General features: G+C 68.2%; 14 protein-coding genes and 1 tRNA gene. 7 read left to right on the forward strand and 8 right to left on the reverse strand.

What is annotated here, in order from left to right:
* The first annotated feature begins 27 nt into the window (after nt 1-27).
* Entirely contained in the window at nt 28-471 is a 444-nt protein-coding gene (locus SACCYDRAFT_RS16870) for a PaaI family thioesterase (protein ID WP_005458004.1), read from the forward strand.
* A gap of 494 nt (nt 472-965) precedes the next feature.
* On the forward strand, nt 966-2330 hold the full coding sequence (locus SACCYDRAFT_RS16875; RefSeq protein WP_005458007.1) for a hypothetical protein: 1365 nt from the start codon (nt 966-968) through the stop codon (nt 2328-2330).
* Between the two features lie 53 nt (nt 2331-2383).
* Here the strand turns inward: SACCYDRAFT_RS16875 and SACCYDRAFT_RS16880 are convergent, their stop codons facing one another.
* Nucleotides 2384-2998: an ANTAR domain-containing response regulator gene (locus SACCYDRAFT_RS16880; protein WP_005458009.1), complete on the reverse strand. Its 615-nt coding sequence runs from the start codon at nt 2996-2998 to the stop codon at nt 2384-2386.
* Nucleotides 2999-3210: 212 nt separating this feature from the next.
* On the opposite strand from SACCYDRAFT_RS16880, the gene SACCYDRAFT_RS16885 reads away from it, so the two are divergent.
* Nucleotides 3211-3284, forward strand: a tRNA-Leu gene (locus SACCYDRAFT_RS16885).
* Between the two features lie 605 nt (nt 3285-3889).
* Here the strand turns inward: SACCYDRAFT_RS16885 and SACCYDRAFT_RS16890 are convergent.
* Together SACCYDRAFT_RS16890 and SACCYDRAFT_RS16895 are read right to left on the reverse strand one after the other, a co-directional pair.
* Complete coding sequence (locus SACCYDRAFT_RS16890; RefSeq protein WP_005458011.1) at nt 3890-5281, reverse strand: amidohydrolase family protein; 1392 nt, start codon at nt 5279-5281, stop codon at nt 3890-3892.
* Between the two features lie 51 nt (nt 5282-5332).
* Entirely contained in the window at nt 5333-6088 is a 756-nt protein-coding gene (locus SACCYDRAFT_RS16895; RefSeq protein ID WP_005458013.1) for an Atu4866 domain-containing protein, read from the reverse strand.
* A gap of 307 nt (nt 6089-6395) precedes the next feature.
* Between SACCYDRAFT_RS16895 and SACCYDRAFT_RS16900 the strand changes: the two genes are divergently transcribed.
* Entirely contained in the window at nt 6396-6695 is a 300-nt protein-coding gene (locus SACCYDRAFT_RS16900; RefSeq protein WP_005458015.1) for an Atu4866 domain-containing protein, read from the forward strand.
* 353 nt (nt 6696-7048) lie between these two features.
* Here the strand turns inward: SACCYDRAFT_RS16900 and SACCYDRAFT_RS16905 are convergent, their stop codons facing one another.
* Nucleotides 7049-7726, reverse strand: a complete 678-nt coding sequence (locus SACCYDRAFT_RS16905; RefSeq protein ID WP_043536591.1) for a GntR family transcriptional regulator — start codon at nt 7724-7726, stop codon at nt 7049-7051.
* Between the two features lie 132 nt (nt 7727-7858).
* On the opposite strand from SACCYDRAFT_RS16905, the gene SACCYDRAFT_RS16910 reads away from it, so the two are divergent.
* Together SACCYDRAFT_RS16910 and SACCYDRAFT_RS16915 are read left to right on the forward strand one after the other, a co-directional pair.
* A complete protein-coding gene (locus tag SACCYDRAFT_RS16910; protein ID WP_005458019.1) occupies nt 7859-8281 on the forward strand; it encodes a VOC family protein in 423 nt (140 codons plus the stop codon).
* Nucleotides 8278-9039 carry an SDR family NAD(P)-dependent oxidoreductase gene (locus SACCYDRAFT_RS16915; protein ID WP_005458021.1) on the forward strand — a complete coding sequence of 254 codons (762 nt, stop codon included), beginning with the start codon at nt 8278-8280 and terminating at the stop codon, nt 9037-9039. The genes SACCYDRAFT_RS16910 and SACCYDRAFT_RS16915 overlap by 4 nt, the downstream gene beginning before the upstream one ends.
* Before the next feature lie 250 nt (nt 9040-9289).
* Here the strand turns inward: SACCYDRAFT_RS16915 and SACCYDRAFT_RS16920 are convergent, their stop codons facing one another.
* The 4 genes from SACCYDRAFT_RS16920 to SACCYDRAFT_RS16935 form a co-directional block, all read right to left on the reverse strand.
* On the reverse strand, nt 9290-10480 hold the full coding sequence (locus SACCYDRAFT_RS16920) for a glycoside hydrolase family 64 protein (protein WP_005458023.1): 1191 nt from the start codon (nt 10478-10480) through the stop codon (nt 9290-9292).
* 424 nt (nt 10481-10904) lie between these two features.
* The gene (locus SACCYDRAFT_RS16925) at nt 10905-12239 is read right to left on the reverse strand and encodes an MFS transporter (RefSeq protein ID WP_005458025.1); all 1335 of its coding nucleotides are present in this window, start codon (nt 12237-12239) and stop codon (nt 10905-10907) included.
* 36 nt (nt 12240-12275) lie between these two features.
* Nucleotides 12276-13277 (reverse strand): PDR/VanB family oxidoreductase, encoded by a 1002-nt coding sequence (locus SACCYDRAFT_RS16930; RefSeq protein ID WP_005458026.1) that lies wholly within the window; start codon nt 13275-13277, stop codon nt 12276-12278.
* A complete protein-coding gene (locus SACCYDRAFT_RS16935; RefSeq protein ID WP_005458027.1) occupies nt 13277-14410 on the reverse strand; it encodes an aromatic ring-hydroxylating dioxygenase subunit alpha in 1134 nt (377 codons plus the stop codon). Before SACCYDRAFT_RS16935 ends, SACCYDRAFT_RS16930 begins: the two co-directional genes overlap by 1 nt.
* 109 nt (nt 14411-14519) lie before the next feature.
* Here SACCYDRAFT_RS16935 and SACCYDRAFT_RS16940 point away from each other — a divergent pair, with 109 nt between their 5' ends.
* Nucleotides 14520-15104, forward strand: coding sequence for a PadR family transcriptional regulator (locus SACCYDRAFT_RS16940; RefSeq protein ID WP_005458028.1), 585 nt, complete (start codon nt 14520-14522; stop codon nt 15102-15104).
* Nucleotides 15105-15580: the final 476 nt, after the last annotated feature.

A 15580-nucleotide genomic window follows, 5' to 3' on the forward strand; every position in this document is an offset into this window, starting at 1 on the left:
ATCGATTCGAACACAGGGAGCCACGCGGTGACCGAGAACCCGTCCGAGGAGCTGTTGCGTGCCCTTCTGGCAGGCATCTCCCCCGAGATCGCCGAACAGCAGCTGAACGACAAGCTCGGCATCACGTTCGTGGACCTGACGCCGGAGCGCGTCAGCGCCACCATGCCGGTCAAGGGCAATCTTCAGCCCTTCGGGTTACTTCACGGCGGAGCCAACGCCGTCCTGGCCGAGTCTCTCGGGTCGGTCCTCGCGGCACTGAACGCGGGCCCGGACCGGGTGGCGATGGGCTTGGAGCTGTCGTGCACCCACCACCGCGCCGTGCTGTCGGGGTCGGTGACCGGTGTGGCCACCCCCCTGCACGTCGGTCGCTCGACGATGACCTCCCAGATCGTCATCACGGACGAGTCGGGAAGGCGCACCTGCAGCGCGCGCCTCACTTGCGTCGTGCGTGATCGCGCACCGGGTTCCTGACGGATACGACCCGCCACACCGCGAGCACGCTGTCACGTGCGGTCGAGCCCCAGCGGCGATGCGCCAGGCATGGGGAACCACTCGGCACGACGGCCGGCAGCCGGGTGGTCGGCCACGTCCCGGCGACGTCGTGTACGTCCTCGGCCGCGAACGTGAGAAGCGCCTCGCGTCCGCCTTCGAGTGCACAATCTTCGGACCTGCACAGTCCAAGATGGACCTAGGCCGGCCGGTTCGCCGTCGCCGGAGGTGCCAACGTGGTGGCAGCCACGGAATCCGAGCGACGAACGGTACCTCTGGCGCCATCACCCGAAGCAGTGAAGACGCGCCCGTACCCAGTGCTCCCACAACTGGAACATGGCTTCCGGAATCGGCGAACAGCCAGTTCAGGAGGGATGTCCGTCGGGCAAGTCTCGTTCCCACTCCCCCAGGCCTGCCCATCACGACCGCTCAGCAGCCCTCCCATCCCGGAGCCCTCGCCCGTTAGCCTTGCCGCCATGGCCGCGCACGACCACCTCCGCTCCATCGAGTTCGACGAGTCCTCCGTCCCCGCCGACATCCACTACCGCGAGTTGCTGGGGACCGAAAGACTCTCGCCGCTACGCCTACCGACCGAGACGGAACTCGCCGCCGCGGCACGTCTGAGCCCGCTGCTGGCCGCCGCACGAGCGCTCGCGCTGTGGGTCGGCGACGGGCGCCCCGTCGACGACGCCACGGGTGCCCTGAGTGAGGAGGACACCGCTCTGGCGGCGAAGGAGTTGTCGGCCTCCGGAGCTGTACCCGTAGACGTCGATCCCACGCCGAACGAGATGGCGCAGTGGTGGGAGCTTGCCGACGACCTCGAGTTCCTCGACATCGGCGAGAGAACCGTCACCGTGACGTCCGGTGTGGACGCCTGGCCGGACGGCGACGACGACACCGTGCTCGACATGTGGAAGCAGGCGTTCGCCTCCCTGTGCGCGTGGAGCCTGGCCGTGGACGCCGAGCTGGCCGGCGAGCCTCACCTGCGGTTGCACGGGGCGGGAGCCACGATGCTGCCACTGTTCGCGGCGCGGGAGAGCGGTCTCGGTCTGGCCGAGCTGAGCGCGATGGTGCACGAGGTCGCGGTGATCGACGCGGACGGTGAGTTGCCCGCAGCGGCGTGGGAGCGGTGGGTGGCGTCCCAGGGAGATCCCGCCGAAGTGCTGTACCGACGGCTCGCTCTACTGGGCGCCGTTGAGATCCACGACGGGACGGTGCGACTGACGGCGTTGGGAATGTTCGCGTTGTGGTCGGAGGTCAGGTCGGAGGTCGACATCCCGCTTCTGCCCGCCGCCGAGAAGATGAGCGCAGCCGACATGGTGTCGGTGGCGCTGCTGGGGACCATCGAGCAGGTCGACTCGGAGTGGCAGGCGTGGTCGGCGACCCGGACGGCGGCCGACGCCGCGACCGAGCTCGCCGCGGTCGCCATGGAGGGAGGTCCCGGCGAGCGTGCCGCGGCGACCGCGCTACTGCACGAGCTCGGCACGGACGCGCACGCGGTGTGGCACACCCTCCTTGACGTTCCGGCCCTGCGCCCCTACGCCAAACGGGCGCTGGGTGAGAGTGACGCGTCGGCGAAGTTGGAACTCACCGACCACGACATCGCATGGCTGACGGCCGACATGTTCTGCGATGTCGACGTCGAGCACCCGCCGGACCGGATCGACGACCTGCTGGCGTCCACGGTCGGCGCAGGAGAGGAGGACATGTTCGAGGTGTTGTGGCGGCTCGAACATCCCGGCGCGGCTGCGGCGCTACGGGTGTTCGGCCAGTACCACCCCGACAAGAGGGTGGCGAAAGCGGCGAGGAGAGCCGCGTTCAAGGTCGAACGCATCGGCTGACCTCGGTCTCTGGTGGGCGGTCCCTCCCACCAGAGACCGGGGTCGCTCTAGGACTACTTTCCGATGCTGTCGACGACCGCCTCGGCGACTGCCTTCATGGTGGTGCGCCGGTCCATGGCGGTGCGCTGGATCCAGCGGAAAGCGTCGGGTTCGCTGAGCCCCTGGTGGGTCATCAGCAGGCCCTTGGCACGGTCGATGAGCTTGCGCGTTTCGAGCCGGTCGGTAAGACCCGCCACCTCGGCCTCCAGCGCCTGCAGCTCGGCGAACCGACTGACAGCGAGTTCGATGGCGGGCACGAGGTCACGCTTGGCGAACGGCTTCACCAAGTAAGCCATCGTGCCTGCCTCGCGAGCGCGCTCAACGAGGTCGCGCTGGCTGAAGGCGGTGAGGATCACCACGGGAGCGATGCGATCGCTGGTGATCTTCGCGGCGGCCTCGATGCCGTCGAGCTTGGGCATCTTGACATCGAGGATCACAAGGTCGGGCTTGAGCTCTCCGGCCAGCTTGATGGCCTCTTCCCCGTCGCCCGCTTCGCCGATCACCTCGTAACCTTCTTCGCGAAGCATCTCGACGAGGTCGAGGCGAATCAGCGCCTCGTCTTCGGCGACGAGAACGCGGCGCTGTGGAGCGGGAGCGGCATCGTTGGCTTCGGTAGCCGCTTCGGTCACCGGACTCCTCCTGGGAACGATCGACGGGTCTTGATTGGGGTGCGGCAGTCCGCTACCCCGAGATTACCGGCAATCGCAGGCGCAGTCGGGATGGCGTTCGCCACGTGCTGTGATCATCTCGCGTCCTGATGACAGCCGTCGTACAAGCACGTTGCCGTTGAGCTAACCCCGCTTCCACCCGGTGGAGCGACGGGGAGTAAGCTGCGGACTACGCCCCCGTAGCCCAATCGGCAGAGGCAGCGGACTCAAAATCCGTCCAGTGTGCGTTCGAGTCGCACCGGGGGCACTTTCTGTGACCACACGAAACGGCCCCTCACCAGGCACAGCACGGTGAGGGGCCGTTCCTGTGCTGTCCGGCTGGGTCCGGTCATGACCTGCCGTCGTCGGCCGTTTGCGGTCTATGCGCGGTCTCGGTCGGCTGTCACGGACGCCAGAACCAACAACTGCTCACGACGCTTGTCACGCGGTCCGTGCACAATGCAGCCCACCGGCCCCACGGGTCCGCCTGGCACCGCCGCCAATCCCACGCACGTCACAGCGACCATCAGCGTCAAGCAGCCTTCTACCAGGAAGCATCGGATAGCTCGCATGGCGAGGTGACTGGAGTGGGCGGCCGCGACCAGCTTCGGTTCGGAGCCGGCTGCGGCAGGTACCGCGAACTCGTCATCGGCCAACTGGAGTGAGGCACGGCGGCCGATGCCCAGCCCGACGGTTGGTCGGGCGTGCTGCTCCTGGCTGGGTGACGGAGGGCCGTGGTGGTGCGGGACATGGACACTCCGGGACGGCCGTCTGGTGGCGGCCCGTGTGCGCGGCACGATCGGCCGGTGACACCGTCGGGCCAGAGGGCGCCCCCGGCCGGAGGGGTCGGCCGGGGGCACTGGGAGGGGACGCTCAGGCAGCCGGGGTGTTCAGCACGTACTCGCGTGAGGCGTGGACCTCGCGGCGCAGGGCGGGCAGGTCCACGTCGAGGACTTGGCCGTTCCACTTGCGTACCTCACCGTTGACGAGGACAGCGCTGATGTTGCGGGCGTCGGAGCCCAGCACGACGGTGCCGATGGGGTCGTTGAGCGGCATGTTGTTGAGGTCCTCGGCCCGGATGACCAAAAGGTCGGCCTTCTTGCCCGAGGTGAGCGATCCGGTGACGCCCTCCAGGCCGTTGGTGCGGGCACCCTGGAGCGTGGCGAAGTCCAGGACGTCGTGGGTGGTGATGCGGGCGGGCTGCCCGTCGGTGCCGTGGGCGGCGTTGACGGCCCGCATCCGCTGGATGGCGTGCAGGGTACGCATCTGCGTGAACATGTCGCTGGCCAAGGCGACTTCGACGTCGATACTCAGTCCCGGGCGGATGCCGGCGGACAGGGCCTCGTCAACGGCGGGGATCGCGGTCTCCAGGCCGATCTGGGCGTCGGAGGTGGGGGCGAGCGCCACGGTGGTGCCGGTCTCCCCCATGGCCTTCCATGCTTCGGAAGTCAGTCCGGTGGCGTGGATGAGGGTGACGTCGGGATTGAGGATGCCGTCCTCGGCCCAGCGCAGGATCGCCTCGGAGGAGGCCTTACCGAAGACCGCGTCCACACTCACTCCGATACCCAGATCCTTCGCGACGCAGGCGAGGTCGGGGCCGTAGGCGAGTGTCGGGCCGGCGATCTCGTCGGTGGCGAGCGTCGCCAGGCGCAGGGTCAGCAGCTGGTCGTCGCTGCTGAAGTAGCGCTCCTTGAGGCGGGTCAGGTCCCCGGGCCACTGCTTGTCCCAGTCGCCGAAGTGAGGGCCCATGGAGGCGTGCACGCCGCGGATGCCGGTGCCGCGGAGGGCCTCGACCGCGGCGTCGGAGTGCTCGGGGGTACGGGAGTTGTGGGAGAAGTCGAGCATGGTCGTGATGCCGCTGTCGATCGCGGTGAGGGCGGCCAGCTTGGTGCCGATGTACATGTCCTCGGGCCGGTAGACCGTGGCGTGTCCGGCCAGGGTGGACATGACGTAGGCGCCGAGGTCGTCGACGTCCGGCATGATGCGGCGCAGCTGGGCCTCCCAGGCGTGCCGATGGGTGTCGACGAAGCCGGGGCTGAGGACGGAGCCGGAAGCGTCGACGACCACGGCGTCGCCGGGGTCGATGTTCGGACCGATCGCGGTGATGGTGTCGCCCTCGACGAGCAGGTCGGCGTTGTGCAGGACACCGAGGGCGGGGTCCATGGTGACGATGGTCGCGCCGGTGAACAGGATGCGCCGTTCGTCCGCAGGGCGGCACCGGATCCGGTCGAGGACGGCGGCGCTGGTGGTGTCGTTGACGTTCATGAGGGATCTGCTTTCCGTAGCTCTCAGGAAGGGGTGGTGGACTACCGACGGTCAGCTGCGCTTCATGACGTAACCCGCGTGGTGCAGTTCATCGCCCTCGAACTGCCCGTAGGCCCAGAAGCCGAGGTCGTCCAGGTAGTCGATGCGGTCGCCGTCGATCCAGAACCGGCCCTGGTAGGCGTGGGGGCGGCCGCCCCGTGTCTCGTCGTAGCGGCCGTCGGCGGTGAGTTCCTGGTGCAGGAAGCCCTCCCGGTCGATCCAGACGCCGAGCCGTGGGTTGCCGGTCAGGTCCGGTGCGGCGGGGATGCCCGTCTCTGGAACGGCGGGCCCGCCGGGGGCGTCGGTGCCCGCCCACAGGACGGGCCGACCGGCTGCGACCAGCGCGCGAACCTGCTCCGGGTGGGACATGAGAGTGGCCAGCGCGCTGGGCACATCGGCGCCCAGCTCGTCGGGTACCACCAGGAAGTCGGCGGTATTGCCCGGTGTCAGCGTCGCTACGTACTCCGAGCGTCGGCCACGTCCGCCGACCAGTGCGACGGTGTCCACGACGGCGGGGACGACGGTCGTACCCGCGCAGTCGACGACGATGGCGTTGTCGTCGACTGCCGCGGTGACGATGGCGGGACCGACGCCCACGATCAGGGAACCGACGAACAGGATGTCGGCACCGGTCACGGTCCCGATCAGCGGGTCCATCGTCACGATCCGGGCGTTGGTGAACAGGACCGGACGGCCACCGTCATTCGCGACGATCTCGTCGAGGGCCTTTCGGTTCCAGCCCACGGTGTCGGTGTAGCTGATGGTCATGGTGTTCCTCAGGGGTCGGCTCATCGGTCGGTCCGACGAGCGAAGCGAGCGCCCATGCGGGCGGGGGAAGCTGCTCGGCGGTTGCCGCAGCTGCATGACCACCAGGTTCGTCGCCGTGCGGAACCGGAACCAGGCCGCTGTGTCCCCGGGTGTGCGGCACCCAGGGTCGGGCCCGGCTCACGACGGCATATGCGGGACGGCGCCACACCGTCTCGCTCGCCATCGTGGGTGCACGCCCCCCCAGGAGGCCCACACCTGGGGAGACGGCGGCCTGGCTGCTCCGCGCCGCGAGGCCGAGGCTGGAGCCATGAGCAGCAACGACACACCCCGCGACCCGCACCCCTACGTCGGCATGTGGGTGACCGCGGACGGACACATCCGCCAGGAACTACTGCCGAACGGCCGCTACGACGAGGCCCGCGGAAGACGTCAGAGTGCCTACACCGGCCGGTACACCGTCACCGGCGATCACATCGACTACCTCGACGACACCGGCTTCACCGCCACCGGTGACATCCGCGACGGTGTCCTCTTCCACGAGCACCTGGTGCTCTACCGCGAGGGCGACCAGCGCGCCCGGCAGGGAGGTCCGGTGTCGCGCGGCTGACGGTTACTGCGGATTTCGTTGAGGCCATTCGTTTCCGGGCACCGGTGCCGGGAACGGGCGGCCGACGCCGCGCGTACGAACCCTTCCCGCAGGGTCGAACCAACACAGGAACACCCACGGGCAGAGGCTGGAGAAGCTCGGTGACGGAGCCGCGGTGTCACCCGGAGTCGTCTGTCGTCAGGGTCCCTCAGCCGGCCGCGCTGAGCGGGCCGAGCGGGGCCTTCGAACCCGTGTCGGTTCGACACTGAGACACGAGTGTCACGACTGTCGCTGGAACAAGGGCTTGAGCGTCGCCCTTCACCACCTCACGGGGTGTCTCACACTCAGGGAACCGGGTGTCGCGGTGCTTGCCGTCACGGTACGGGCGACAAGCTGGCCAGCAGGCTGAGTCGGGCGGAGTTCACATGTTCTTCGGCCCGGCGTGCCAGTGTCCGGCTGTCGCCTGAACGCAGGAGAGCGGCAAGTTCGCGATGCTCGTCGACCACGCGCGCACGATAGTGGTCGTAGGCCGCGTCGACGCGGCGCAGCTGGAACAGGTGCAGCTGAGAGCGAATGGCCTGCCATGCGGTGGTGAGCCTGCCGTTTCCGGCGGCGGCGTAGATCTGGTCGTGGAAGGCGATGTCCAGCGCCACCAGCCGGTGAGCGTCGCTGCCGCCGGCGATCTCGGTCGTCATCTCGTCCACCAGCCGATCCAGCCGGGACAGGTGCTCTGCGGTCGCGGCTCGCCGGGCGGTGGTCGCGGCCAGGCGGTCCAATGCGGCCCGGAGTGCGTAGACCTCCTGGACGTCCTCGGCCGTCACCTCGATGACGGTGTTACCGCGGTGCCAGCCGCCACGTACCAGCCCTTCCCGCTCCAGCCGGGCCAGTCCTTCCCGGACCGAGCCGCGGCTGACCCCGAGGCGTTCGGCCAGCTCCACCTCGCGGAGTGCGGCTCCGGGCGGGAAATGACCGGAGAAAATGGCCGCGCGCACCAAGTCGGCGGCCTCATCAGCCAGCCCACGCCGGGCGGCCCTCGGCAGTGCAGATGACATGTGCCCCATGTTGACCTCCGGAGAAGCTGCGAGACCAGCCGGATCCGAGATCCGAAGCAATGTCTTAATGTTGACATTAGGACATCGTGTCGGTCACGCTACTCGGACGCCGAGCTCACCGAAGGGATCCCGATGTCTCACCGACCCGCTGTTCACCTGGCCATCCCGGTCGACGACCTGGTAGCCGCCCGCAACTTCTACGGGCAGGTGCTGGGCCTGTCCGAAGGGCGCAGCACCGACCACTGGGTGGACTGGAACCTCGAGAGCCATCAGTTGGTGACCCACCTGGTGGCTGTCGCGCCGCAGCCGGTCGGCACCAGCCTGGTGGGGCAGCACCAGGTGCCGATCCCGCACTTCGGTCTGCTGCTGGACGAACAAACCTTCCACCGGTTCGCCGAGCGGCTGCGAGCCGCCGGGGTGAGGTTCGACATCGAGCCGCACCTGCGCTTCCCCGGCGAGCCCGGTGAGCAGTGGACCATGTTCTTCCGTGACCCCGCGGGCAACGCCCTGGAGTTCAAGTCCTTCCGTGACGAGTCGATGGTGTTCGCCCGATGAGGGGTGTGCTGGTCACCGGCGGATCTCGGGGTATCGGCCGCGCCGTCGCGACGGCCTTCGCGGCCGGCGGTGACCGGGTCGCGGTGCAGTACGCGGGACGCCGTGCGGACGCCGAACGGACTCTGCAGGAACTGCCCGGCACCGGCCACACACTGATCCAGGCCGACCTGGGCGAATCCGGTGCGGCGGAGCGGGTCGTGGCCGAGGCGGTGGCCGCGCTCGACGCGGTGGACGTGCTGGTGAACAACGCGGCCGTGGCCCCCACGGCGGACACCCGGCATCCGATCGCACAGACCTCGCTGGCGCACTGGCAGCAGGTGTGGCGGCGGATGGTGGACGTCAACCTCCTGGGCGCGGCCGACTTGAGCTGGGCCACGGCCCGCCACCTCGTCGACCGGGGCGCCAACGGTGCGATCGTGAACATCGGTTCGCGCGGCGCGTTCCGGGGCGAACCGGACTTCCCCGCCTACGGGGCGACCAAGGCGGCACTGCATGCCCTCGGCCAGTCACTGGCCGTGGCACTGGCCCCGCACGGCATCACGGTCACCTCCGTCGCGCCCGGATTCGTGGCCACCGAACGGCAGTCGGCGAAGCTGTCCGGCCCCGAGGGCGGGCGCCTGCGTGCGGAGAGCCCGTTCGGGCGGGTCGGCACACCGGAAGAGATCGCCACCGTCGTGCGTTTCCTCGCGTCCCCGGCCGCGGCATGGGCCTCCGGCACCATCGTCGACCTCAACGGCGCATCCCACCTGCGCACCTGATCCGAGTCACCGCGGCCGCAAGATGCGGATGCTGTCCACAGGGGCCGACTCTGGAACCTGTGCCTGGAAGACCGGACACCGCTGATCGCCGCGTGAACTCGGCGTTGCGTCAGTTTGCGGTGTTGTTGGCCCTTGAAGTCTACAGTGGACCCATGCATATCGATGTGTGAGGGACTCGTAGCGGCGGAGTTCGCTGATGCAGCGCGCACCATCGCCGCCACCACCGCGAGCTGCTGACCCGGCCGGGAGCTCAGCGAATGCTGCCGAGTGTGACCGTCAACAGCTCGGGGTCGCCGTGGTTGACCTTGCCGCTGTGGTCTTCGTTCGCGTTCGCGCTGACGTCGTCGTAGGCGAACGCGTAACCTTTGCCGTCCGGCAGGTTCTCGTGCACGACGCGGGCGTAGTGGTTCGTGACCGGATGCTGGTAGAAGGTCGCCGGGTCCTCACCGTGCGGCTGCTCGGAGTTGATCAGCAACGTCGTCCGGTTGAAGGCGGCGGCGAGCCGGGGAACGATCGCTTTCCGCTCCTCGCTGTCGGTGGCCGGGTTGTTGGCGAACGGTCCGCTGTTGCACCCCCAGATGTCGCCGGTGGTCGGCTTGCCGAAGCGTTCCGCGCCGAACACCAGGTCGCCACCCTCAACGCGGCCTTGCAGGATGCCGATGTCGGCGCGCTGCGAGTCGACGATCAACGGTTCGCTCGCGTACTTCTGCCACACCTGGTCGACGTACCCATCCATGTACCCGACGAAGTTTCCTGCCCGGTGGTTCGGGTTGAGCACGCGGAGCACGGTGCCATTCGCTTCCTGGACGCAGGTCGGCCACGCTCCCCCCTGGGCCCGCAGCGACGAGGCGATGCGGTCGATCGCGCCACTGGGCAGGCCGGGAACCTCCTGGGTTCCGCCCACGTGCGTCAGGTGCAGGCCGACCGGGGCGGCGACGAAGTCGACGTAGCTGATGTTGGCGTACAACTGGACGGAATTGAGCGTGAACTCGGCGAAGGTCCAGTTCCTGCCGAAGTTGGGGTCGGTGTCGGAGACGAAGTTCGGATGCACGACCGCAGTTCTGCCGTCGGCCGCCCCGACGGCGAAGAATTCGAGCTTGTCGTCGGTCACGAAATAGACCCGCGCGCCGTACATGCGGGGAACCACGACCTCGGTCGAACCGTTCACCGGGACGGCGGGGTCCTCCCCGAGTGGCTGGGGAACGGGGCCGCTCGCCGCCGGGTAGTACACACTGCCGTCGGGGCGAACGAACATCGCGCGCCCGTCCGCGTCCGCCTGACCTGTGATGTAGGCGTAGGCGGTCCTACCGGAGTTGTTGACCAGCCGGAACCGCAGACTTTCCGGCGCGGCCACCGCGAACGGAGCGGTCAGCGTTCCGGCCCACAGCGGCGAGCTGAGCGCCGCGGCCGACATCCCGAGAAACTGCCGACGTGAGACCATGGGATTCCTCCGAAAGCCGCGTGTCGTCTCGACGAATGTGATAGGCACGCAGTGTTCCGGCCCGGGCCGGGGTGACGGTACCCCCGAAAGTTGTTCCGGAGACGCCATAAGGCGTACATTCACCGCCTCGTTTCGATGAGTGCTTCAGCGAGTTCGTTGGGCGGCCCGGCGAACGGCCGATGCGAACAAGGCGGCGCGCACGTGCTCAGGCAGTCGGGTCGCCGATACTCGCGATGGTCCACGGTGGACCTAGTCAATCAGTGCCGAGTTGGGACGCACCGCTTGTTCGGCAGGTTCCCCTCGGGGAGCTCAGGAATGCGGGACATGCTCCCCCAATCAGCTCGGATCATCGAAGGCGCGACCACGGGCGACGCGGGCCGGTCGGAGTTCCGATCGGCCCGCGCCCGCGTTCCGGGAGATGTCTTCAGGCCGTGGCGGGTTCCTTCACCGCTGGGGCGGACTCCGGGTCGTGCCGGCGCAGTGCGATCAGGACGACCGCGCAGATCGCGACCACCACGGCGGCACCGACGTAGAGCTGGGTCGCCGAGGCGCCCGCGTCCTTGAGCATCCCCGCGATGGTCGGGGACAGGATGGCGCCGATCCGGCCCATGCCGAGTGCCCAGCCCATGCCGACGCTGCGGATGTTGGCTGGATACAGCGGCGGCCCGACGGTGTACGCGCCGGCGATGCAGCCGTTGATCAGCGCGCCGACGAGGACGCCGATCCCGAACCCGAGCCACAGGATCGAGGTGCTCAGGATGAAGACGATCATCATCGCGGCGGAGAGCAGCGAGAACCCGATCAGCACGACCCGCGGCGTACGCACCCGGGCGGCAACTCCGTAGAGCACCGAGCCGACGGTGCCGCCGATCGAGATCGCCATCCCGGCGGTGACCGCAGCGCTCTCCGAAAGCCCTTCCTCGACCAGCAGGGTGGGGGTCCAGCTGTTCACGAAGTAGAAGCCGAACATGATGGTGATGAAGGTGATCCAGAGCAGGATCGTGGGGGTGAGCAGCTGCTTCAACCAGCCCGAGCTGGTCTGCCTGGTCCCCTCTCGAACGGAGGCCGCCTGGTCGAGGTCGGTCTGGCTGACGGAGTCCATCCCCATCCGCGCCAGGGTCCGGTTGATGTTCTCCAGCGCGCCCCGCGGACGACGCTGCTCGAGGAAGGCGATCGACTCGGGCAGAAGCAGCGCGATGACGACCAGGGCGAGCAGGGTGCCGAAACCGCCTGCGTAGAAGACGATCCGCCAGTCACCGCCCACCGTGGCCTTCGCGACCACGCTCGCCACGGTCGCACCGATGCCGTACCCGGCGGTGTAGATGCCGATGGCAAGCCCGCGGTTCTTCGCGTTCGAGAACTCGCTGGCGATCACGTTGGTGCTGGCCAGAATGCCACCCACGCCGATTCCGGTGAGGAGCCGGAAGAAGCCCATCACCGTCACTGACGGGGCCATCGCGGCGCCGAACATCCCGATCGTGCCGAGGGTGAGGCTGATCAGGATCAGCGGGCGACGCCCGATCAGGTCGGCGAAGGGCGCGAGCAGCATCGAACCCAGGGCCATTCCGATCAGGCCGACCGAGACCAGCAGCCCGAACTGGGAACCGTTCAGGCCGAACTCCTCGGTCACCGAGGGGCCGGTGAACGCGACCGCCATGACGTCGAAGCCGTCGAGACAGTTCATGAAGGTGCAGAGCGCGACGATCAACCATTGGTAGCCGGACATCCGTGCCGCGCCGATGCGTTCAGTGATGTTCATGGAGGCGTCCAGAGGTGAGGGATCCGGTACGCCGGATCAGGTGAGGTGGAGGGTGACGGTGGCGCGGTCGCCAGTGCTGCCGGCCACCGCGCGGGAGACGCAGAGACACAGGTTCGTGGAGCGCTGCTTCTGCGCTTCACTGAGGAAGACGTCGCGGTGGTCGATGGTGCCGTCCACCTCGACGACCTTGGCCAGGCAGAGGCCGCACTCGCCCTTGCGGCAGTCCGAGAGCGTGTCGATCCCAGCCGCGTTCAGGGCGTCCAGGATCGAGGTGTCGGGCGCGACCACGACCTCGCGGTCGAGCTGAGGAAGGCGCACCCGGAACTCCTCGGCGCCGAACCGGCCGCTGGAGCCGAAGGTCTCGAACCGCAGGTTGGTCTCCGGCAGCGCGTGCTCGGTCCAGCTCGACCTGATCGCGTCCATCAGACCGATCGGACCGCACATGTAGAGCTCGGTCGCGGCCGCGTTCGGTGCCGCAGCGATGTCGCCGACCAGGTCGGGAACCGACAACGGCGTTCCTTCGTCGTCTACGTGGACGCGAATCCGGTCGCCGTGCTCGGCGCTGAGCTCGTCGAGGTACGCCATCACCCGGCGACTGCGGCCGACGAACACGAGCTCGTAGTCGGCCCCGCGGCGGCGCAGCGCCGACGCCATCGCGACCAGTGCGGTGACGCCGATGCCGCCGGCGACCAGGACGTAACGACCCGCGCCGACCGCGAGCGGGAAGTTCTGCACCGGGCCGGTGACGGCGAGCTCGTCACCGATGGCCAGTGCGTGCATCGCCTCCGAACCACCCCGGGAGTTGGGCGAGAGCTGCACGCTGAGTGTGAGCCGGCGTCCGCCGTCCTCGGACCGGACGACGGAGTAGGAGCGGAGCTGCCGTCTGCCGTGGACGCGCAGCTCGACGTCGACGTGCGTACCGGGGGCCGCATGCTCGGGGTGCTCGACCTCCAGCACGATCCGGCGGACGCCGTCCGCCACGTGGTCGGCCTCGACGACCTTCCCGCGCTGCCAGCGGGACTGGGACTGGACCGCCATCAGGCACCCCGCCCGACCGCGGGAGCCGCTGACGGCCGCCCCTCGGCTGCCAGCATCCGCTCCAGGATCCGACGCACCCACATCCCGCCGGTGTCGATGTTGAGACTGTAGAACTCGTGCTCGGGGTTGGCGTCGATCGCACTCTGCTGGGCACGCAGCATGTCCTCGTCCTCGGCGAAGACACCGTGCACGCTTTGCCGCAGCTGGGTGGTGATGGTCTGGCTGTCCAGGCGGTAGTTGCGCATGAACGCCCAGAAGTAGTGGCAGCTGCGGTGTGTCTCGGGGGTGATCGTGTTCATCACGTAACCGTTGACGCCCTGGCTGCGGTCGCCCTCGGGTGCGCCGGTGCCCGCCTTGGCGACTCCCACGTCGATGCAGATCGTGCTCGGCGCTTCGAACCTGATGATCTGCCAGCGATCGACCTTGCCCTCGAAGCCCGGGAACTTGTCGCGCATGTTCTTCAACCAGAACGGCGGCGCGTCGATGTCGCGCATCCACCGGGTGACGGTGACGGTGTTGCCCTCGTGGACCACGTCGAACTCGGCCTCGGAGAGCTCCTCCTGGCCGATGCTCGAGGCGTGCACGAACTCCTCGTGGGTGAGGTCCATCAGGTTGTCGAGCACCAGCTGGTAGTTGCAGTCGGCGTGGATGGTCTCGCCGTCACCGGCCCAGGCCGGGTCGTCCATCTGGTGCATGTCGGGCACGGCGGCCGGATCGGCCAGGTCGGGCTCGCCCACCCACACCCAGACGTACCGGTAGCGCTCGACGACGGGATAGGCGGGAACCATCGCACTCGGGTTGATCGTCTCCTGCGCGGGCATGCCGGTGCAGCGACCGGTCGAGTTGTAGCGCAGGCCGTGGTAGGGGCACTGCAGCTCGTCGCCGAGGATCTTGCCCTTCGACAGCGGTGCGAGCCGGTGCCAGCAGGCGTCCGCGAGCGCGACGGCTCGGCCCTCGGTGTTGCGCCACAACGCCAGCGGCACTCCGGCGACGGTGCGTGCCAGCGGCTTCTTGGTGGTGACCTCGTGGTCCCAGGCCGCGACGTACCAGGCGTTGCGGGGGTGGTTGAAGATCTTCGCGGCGGCGGTGGTCGGTGCGGCGGCCTCCACCGGTGGAGGGGTGGTCAGGGTCATGGGACGACTCCCTATGGAGAGAGGTATCTGTAACGTGAGCCACAAGCTATCTATGGATATAGTTAGTTGGCAAGAGCGGATAGCGTGACCGGTCCGGAGGGGAGGGACCTTGTCGCTGCGATATGCGCTGATCGCGCTGTTGACCGGTCGCCCGATGACCGGGTACGACATCTCGAAGAGCTTCAGCCGCTCGGTCGCGCACGTCTGGCACGCCCCGGACTCGCAGATCTACCCCGAGCTCAACCGGATGGAGCGCGACGGACTGCTCGACTCCGTCGAGGTGCCCTGGGGAAAGAAGGGGACCAAGAAGGAGTACCACGTCACCGACGCGGGGCTCGCCGACTTCCGGAAGTGGATGGAAGCACCGCTGGTACCGCAGCGGCAGCGGGACCCCACCTACCTGAAGGCGGCGTACTTCGACTTCGCCGACCCCGAGGCGGTGCGCGAGCAGCTGCGACAACAGCAGGCGTACTGGGAAGAACACCTGGCGATGCTCGAGAGAACCCGGGCGACCCTCGTCGACCGCAGCCACCCCACCCTGGCGGCGAGGATCGCCAAGCTGAACGAGCGCGAGGCCGAGCTGGCCGTCCGTTACAAGATCTACGCCTACGACGGGCTGATCGCCCGCGCTCGCACCGAACTGGCGTGGATCGAGGACGGCTTCGCGCTGGTCGACGAGCTGTACGGCTCCTGAGCGGGATTCCCCGTTCGTCCGGAGGCTTCCAAGACTGGTCCGATCCCGTGCGGACCGAGGAAGGAAGTCGCTGTGGCAGCACCCGCATGCGGCGGAACCGCGTGGTGGCACTCGATGTAGCCCACCCCGCGGTCGCCGTGGACCTTGCCGAAATCGAGATCACGGACCTCGCACACCGACCGATGGTGCGTCCTGAGGAACTCCTCGATCTCGCGCCTCCGTAGCTCCGGCTTGCGCTCCCGGGCCAGGTGACGTCTCTCGAGCAACGACGAGGTGGACGGGCCTGGAATGCTCCCGATTACTGAGCAGCGGGTTCGATTCTTGCTCGAAGTCATCGAGAAGGTGGATCCCGTGACCATCTCCCAAGAACTCGAGAGCTTGAGTGTTTCCTGTCTGAAGTGGCCGGCGAACAGCTACTGGAGCGCAATACTCCGGGACACCTCGGGTATGCAGCGAGGGTGGTGACGACCAAAACC

The organism is Saccharomonospora cyanea NA-134 (assembly GCF_000244975.1).
Taxonomy (GTDB): domain Bacteria; phylum Actinomycetota; class Actinomycetes; order Mycobacteriales; family Pseudonocardiaceae; genus Saccharomonospora; species Saccharomonospora cyanea.

Excerpts from the sequence above, each read along its gene's own strand:
- SACCYDRAFT_RS16910 (WP_005458019.1), top strand. The coding sequence starts at position 7,859 with ATGTCTCACCGACCCGCTGTTCACCTGGCCATCCCGGTCGACGACCTG.
- SACCYDRAFT_RS16915 (WP_005458021.1), top strand. The coding sequence starts at position 8,278 with ATGAGGGGTGTGCTGGTCACCGGCGGATCTCGGGGTATCGGCCGCGCC.
- SACCYDRAFT_RS16900 (WP_005458015.1), top strand. The coding sequence starts at position 6,396 with ATGAGCAGCAACGACACACCCCGCGACCCGCACCCCTACGTCGGCATG.
- SACCYDRAFT_RS16920 (WP_005458023.1), bottom strand. The coding sequence starts at position 10,480 with ATGGTCTCACGTCGGCAGTTTCTCGGGATGTCGGCCGCGGCGCTCAGC.
- SACCYDRAFT_RS16930 (WP_005458026.1), bottom strand. The coding sequence starts at position 13,277 with ATGGCGGTCCAGTCCCAGTCCCGCTGGCAGCGCGGGAAGGTCGTCGAG.
- SACCYDRAFT_RS16875 (WP_005458007.1), top strand. The coding sequence starts at position 966 with ATGGCCGCGCACGACCACCTCCGCTCCATCGAGTTCGACGAGTCCTCC.
- SACCYDRAFT_RS16925 (WP_005458025.1), bottom strand. The coding sequence starts at position 12,239 with ATGAACATCACTGAACGCATCGGCGCGGCACGGATGTCCGGCTACCAA.
- SACCYDRAFT_RS16935 (WP_005458027.1), bottom strand. The coding sequence starts at position 14,410 with ATGACCCTGACCACCCCTCCACCGGTGGAGGCCGCCGCACCGACCACC.
- SACCYDRAFT_RS16895 (WP_005458013.1), bottom strand. The coding sequence starts at position 6,088 with ATGACCATCAGCTACACCGACACCGTGGGCTGGAACCGAAAGGCCCTC.
- SACCYDRAFT_RS16905 (WP_043536591.1), bottom strand. The coding sequence starts at position 7,726 with ATGTCATCTGCACTGCCGAGGGCCGCCCGGCGTGGGCTGGCTGATGAG.
- SACCYDRAFT_RS16890 (WP_005458011.1), bottom strand. The coding sequence starts at position 5,281 with ATGAACGTCAACGACACCACCAGCGCCGCCGTCCTCGACCGGATCCGG.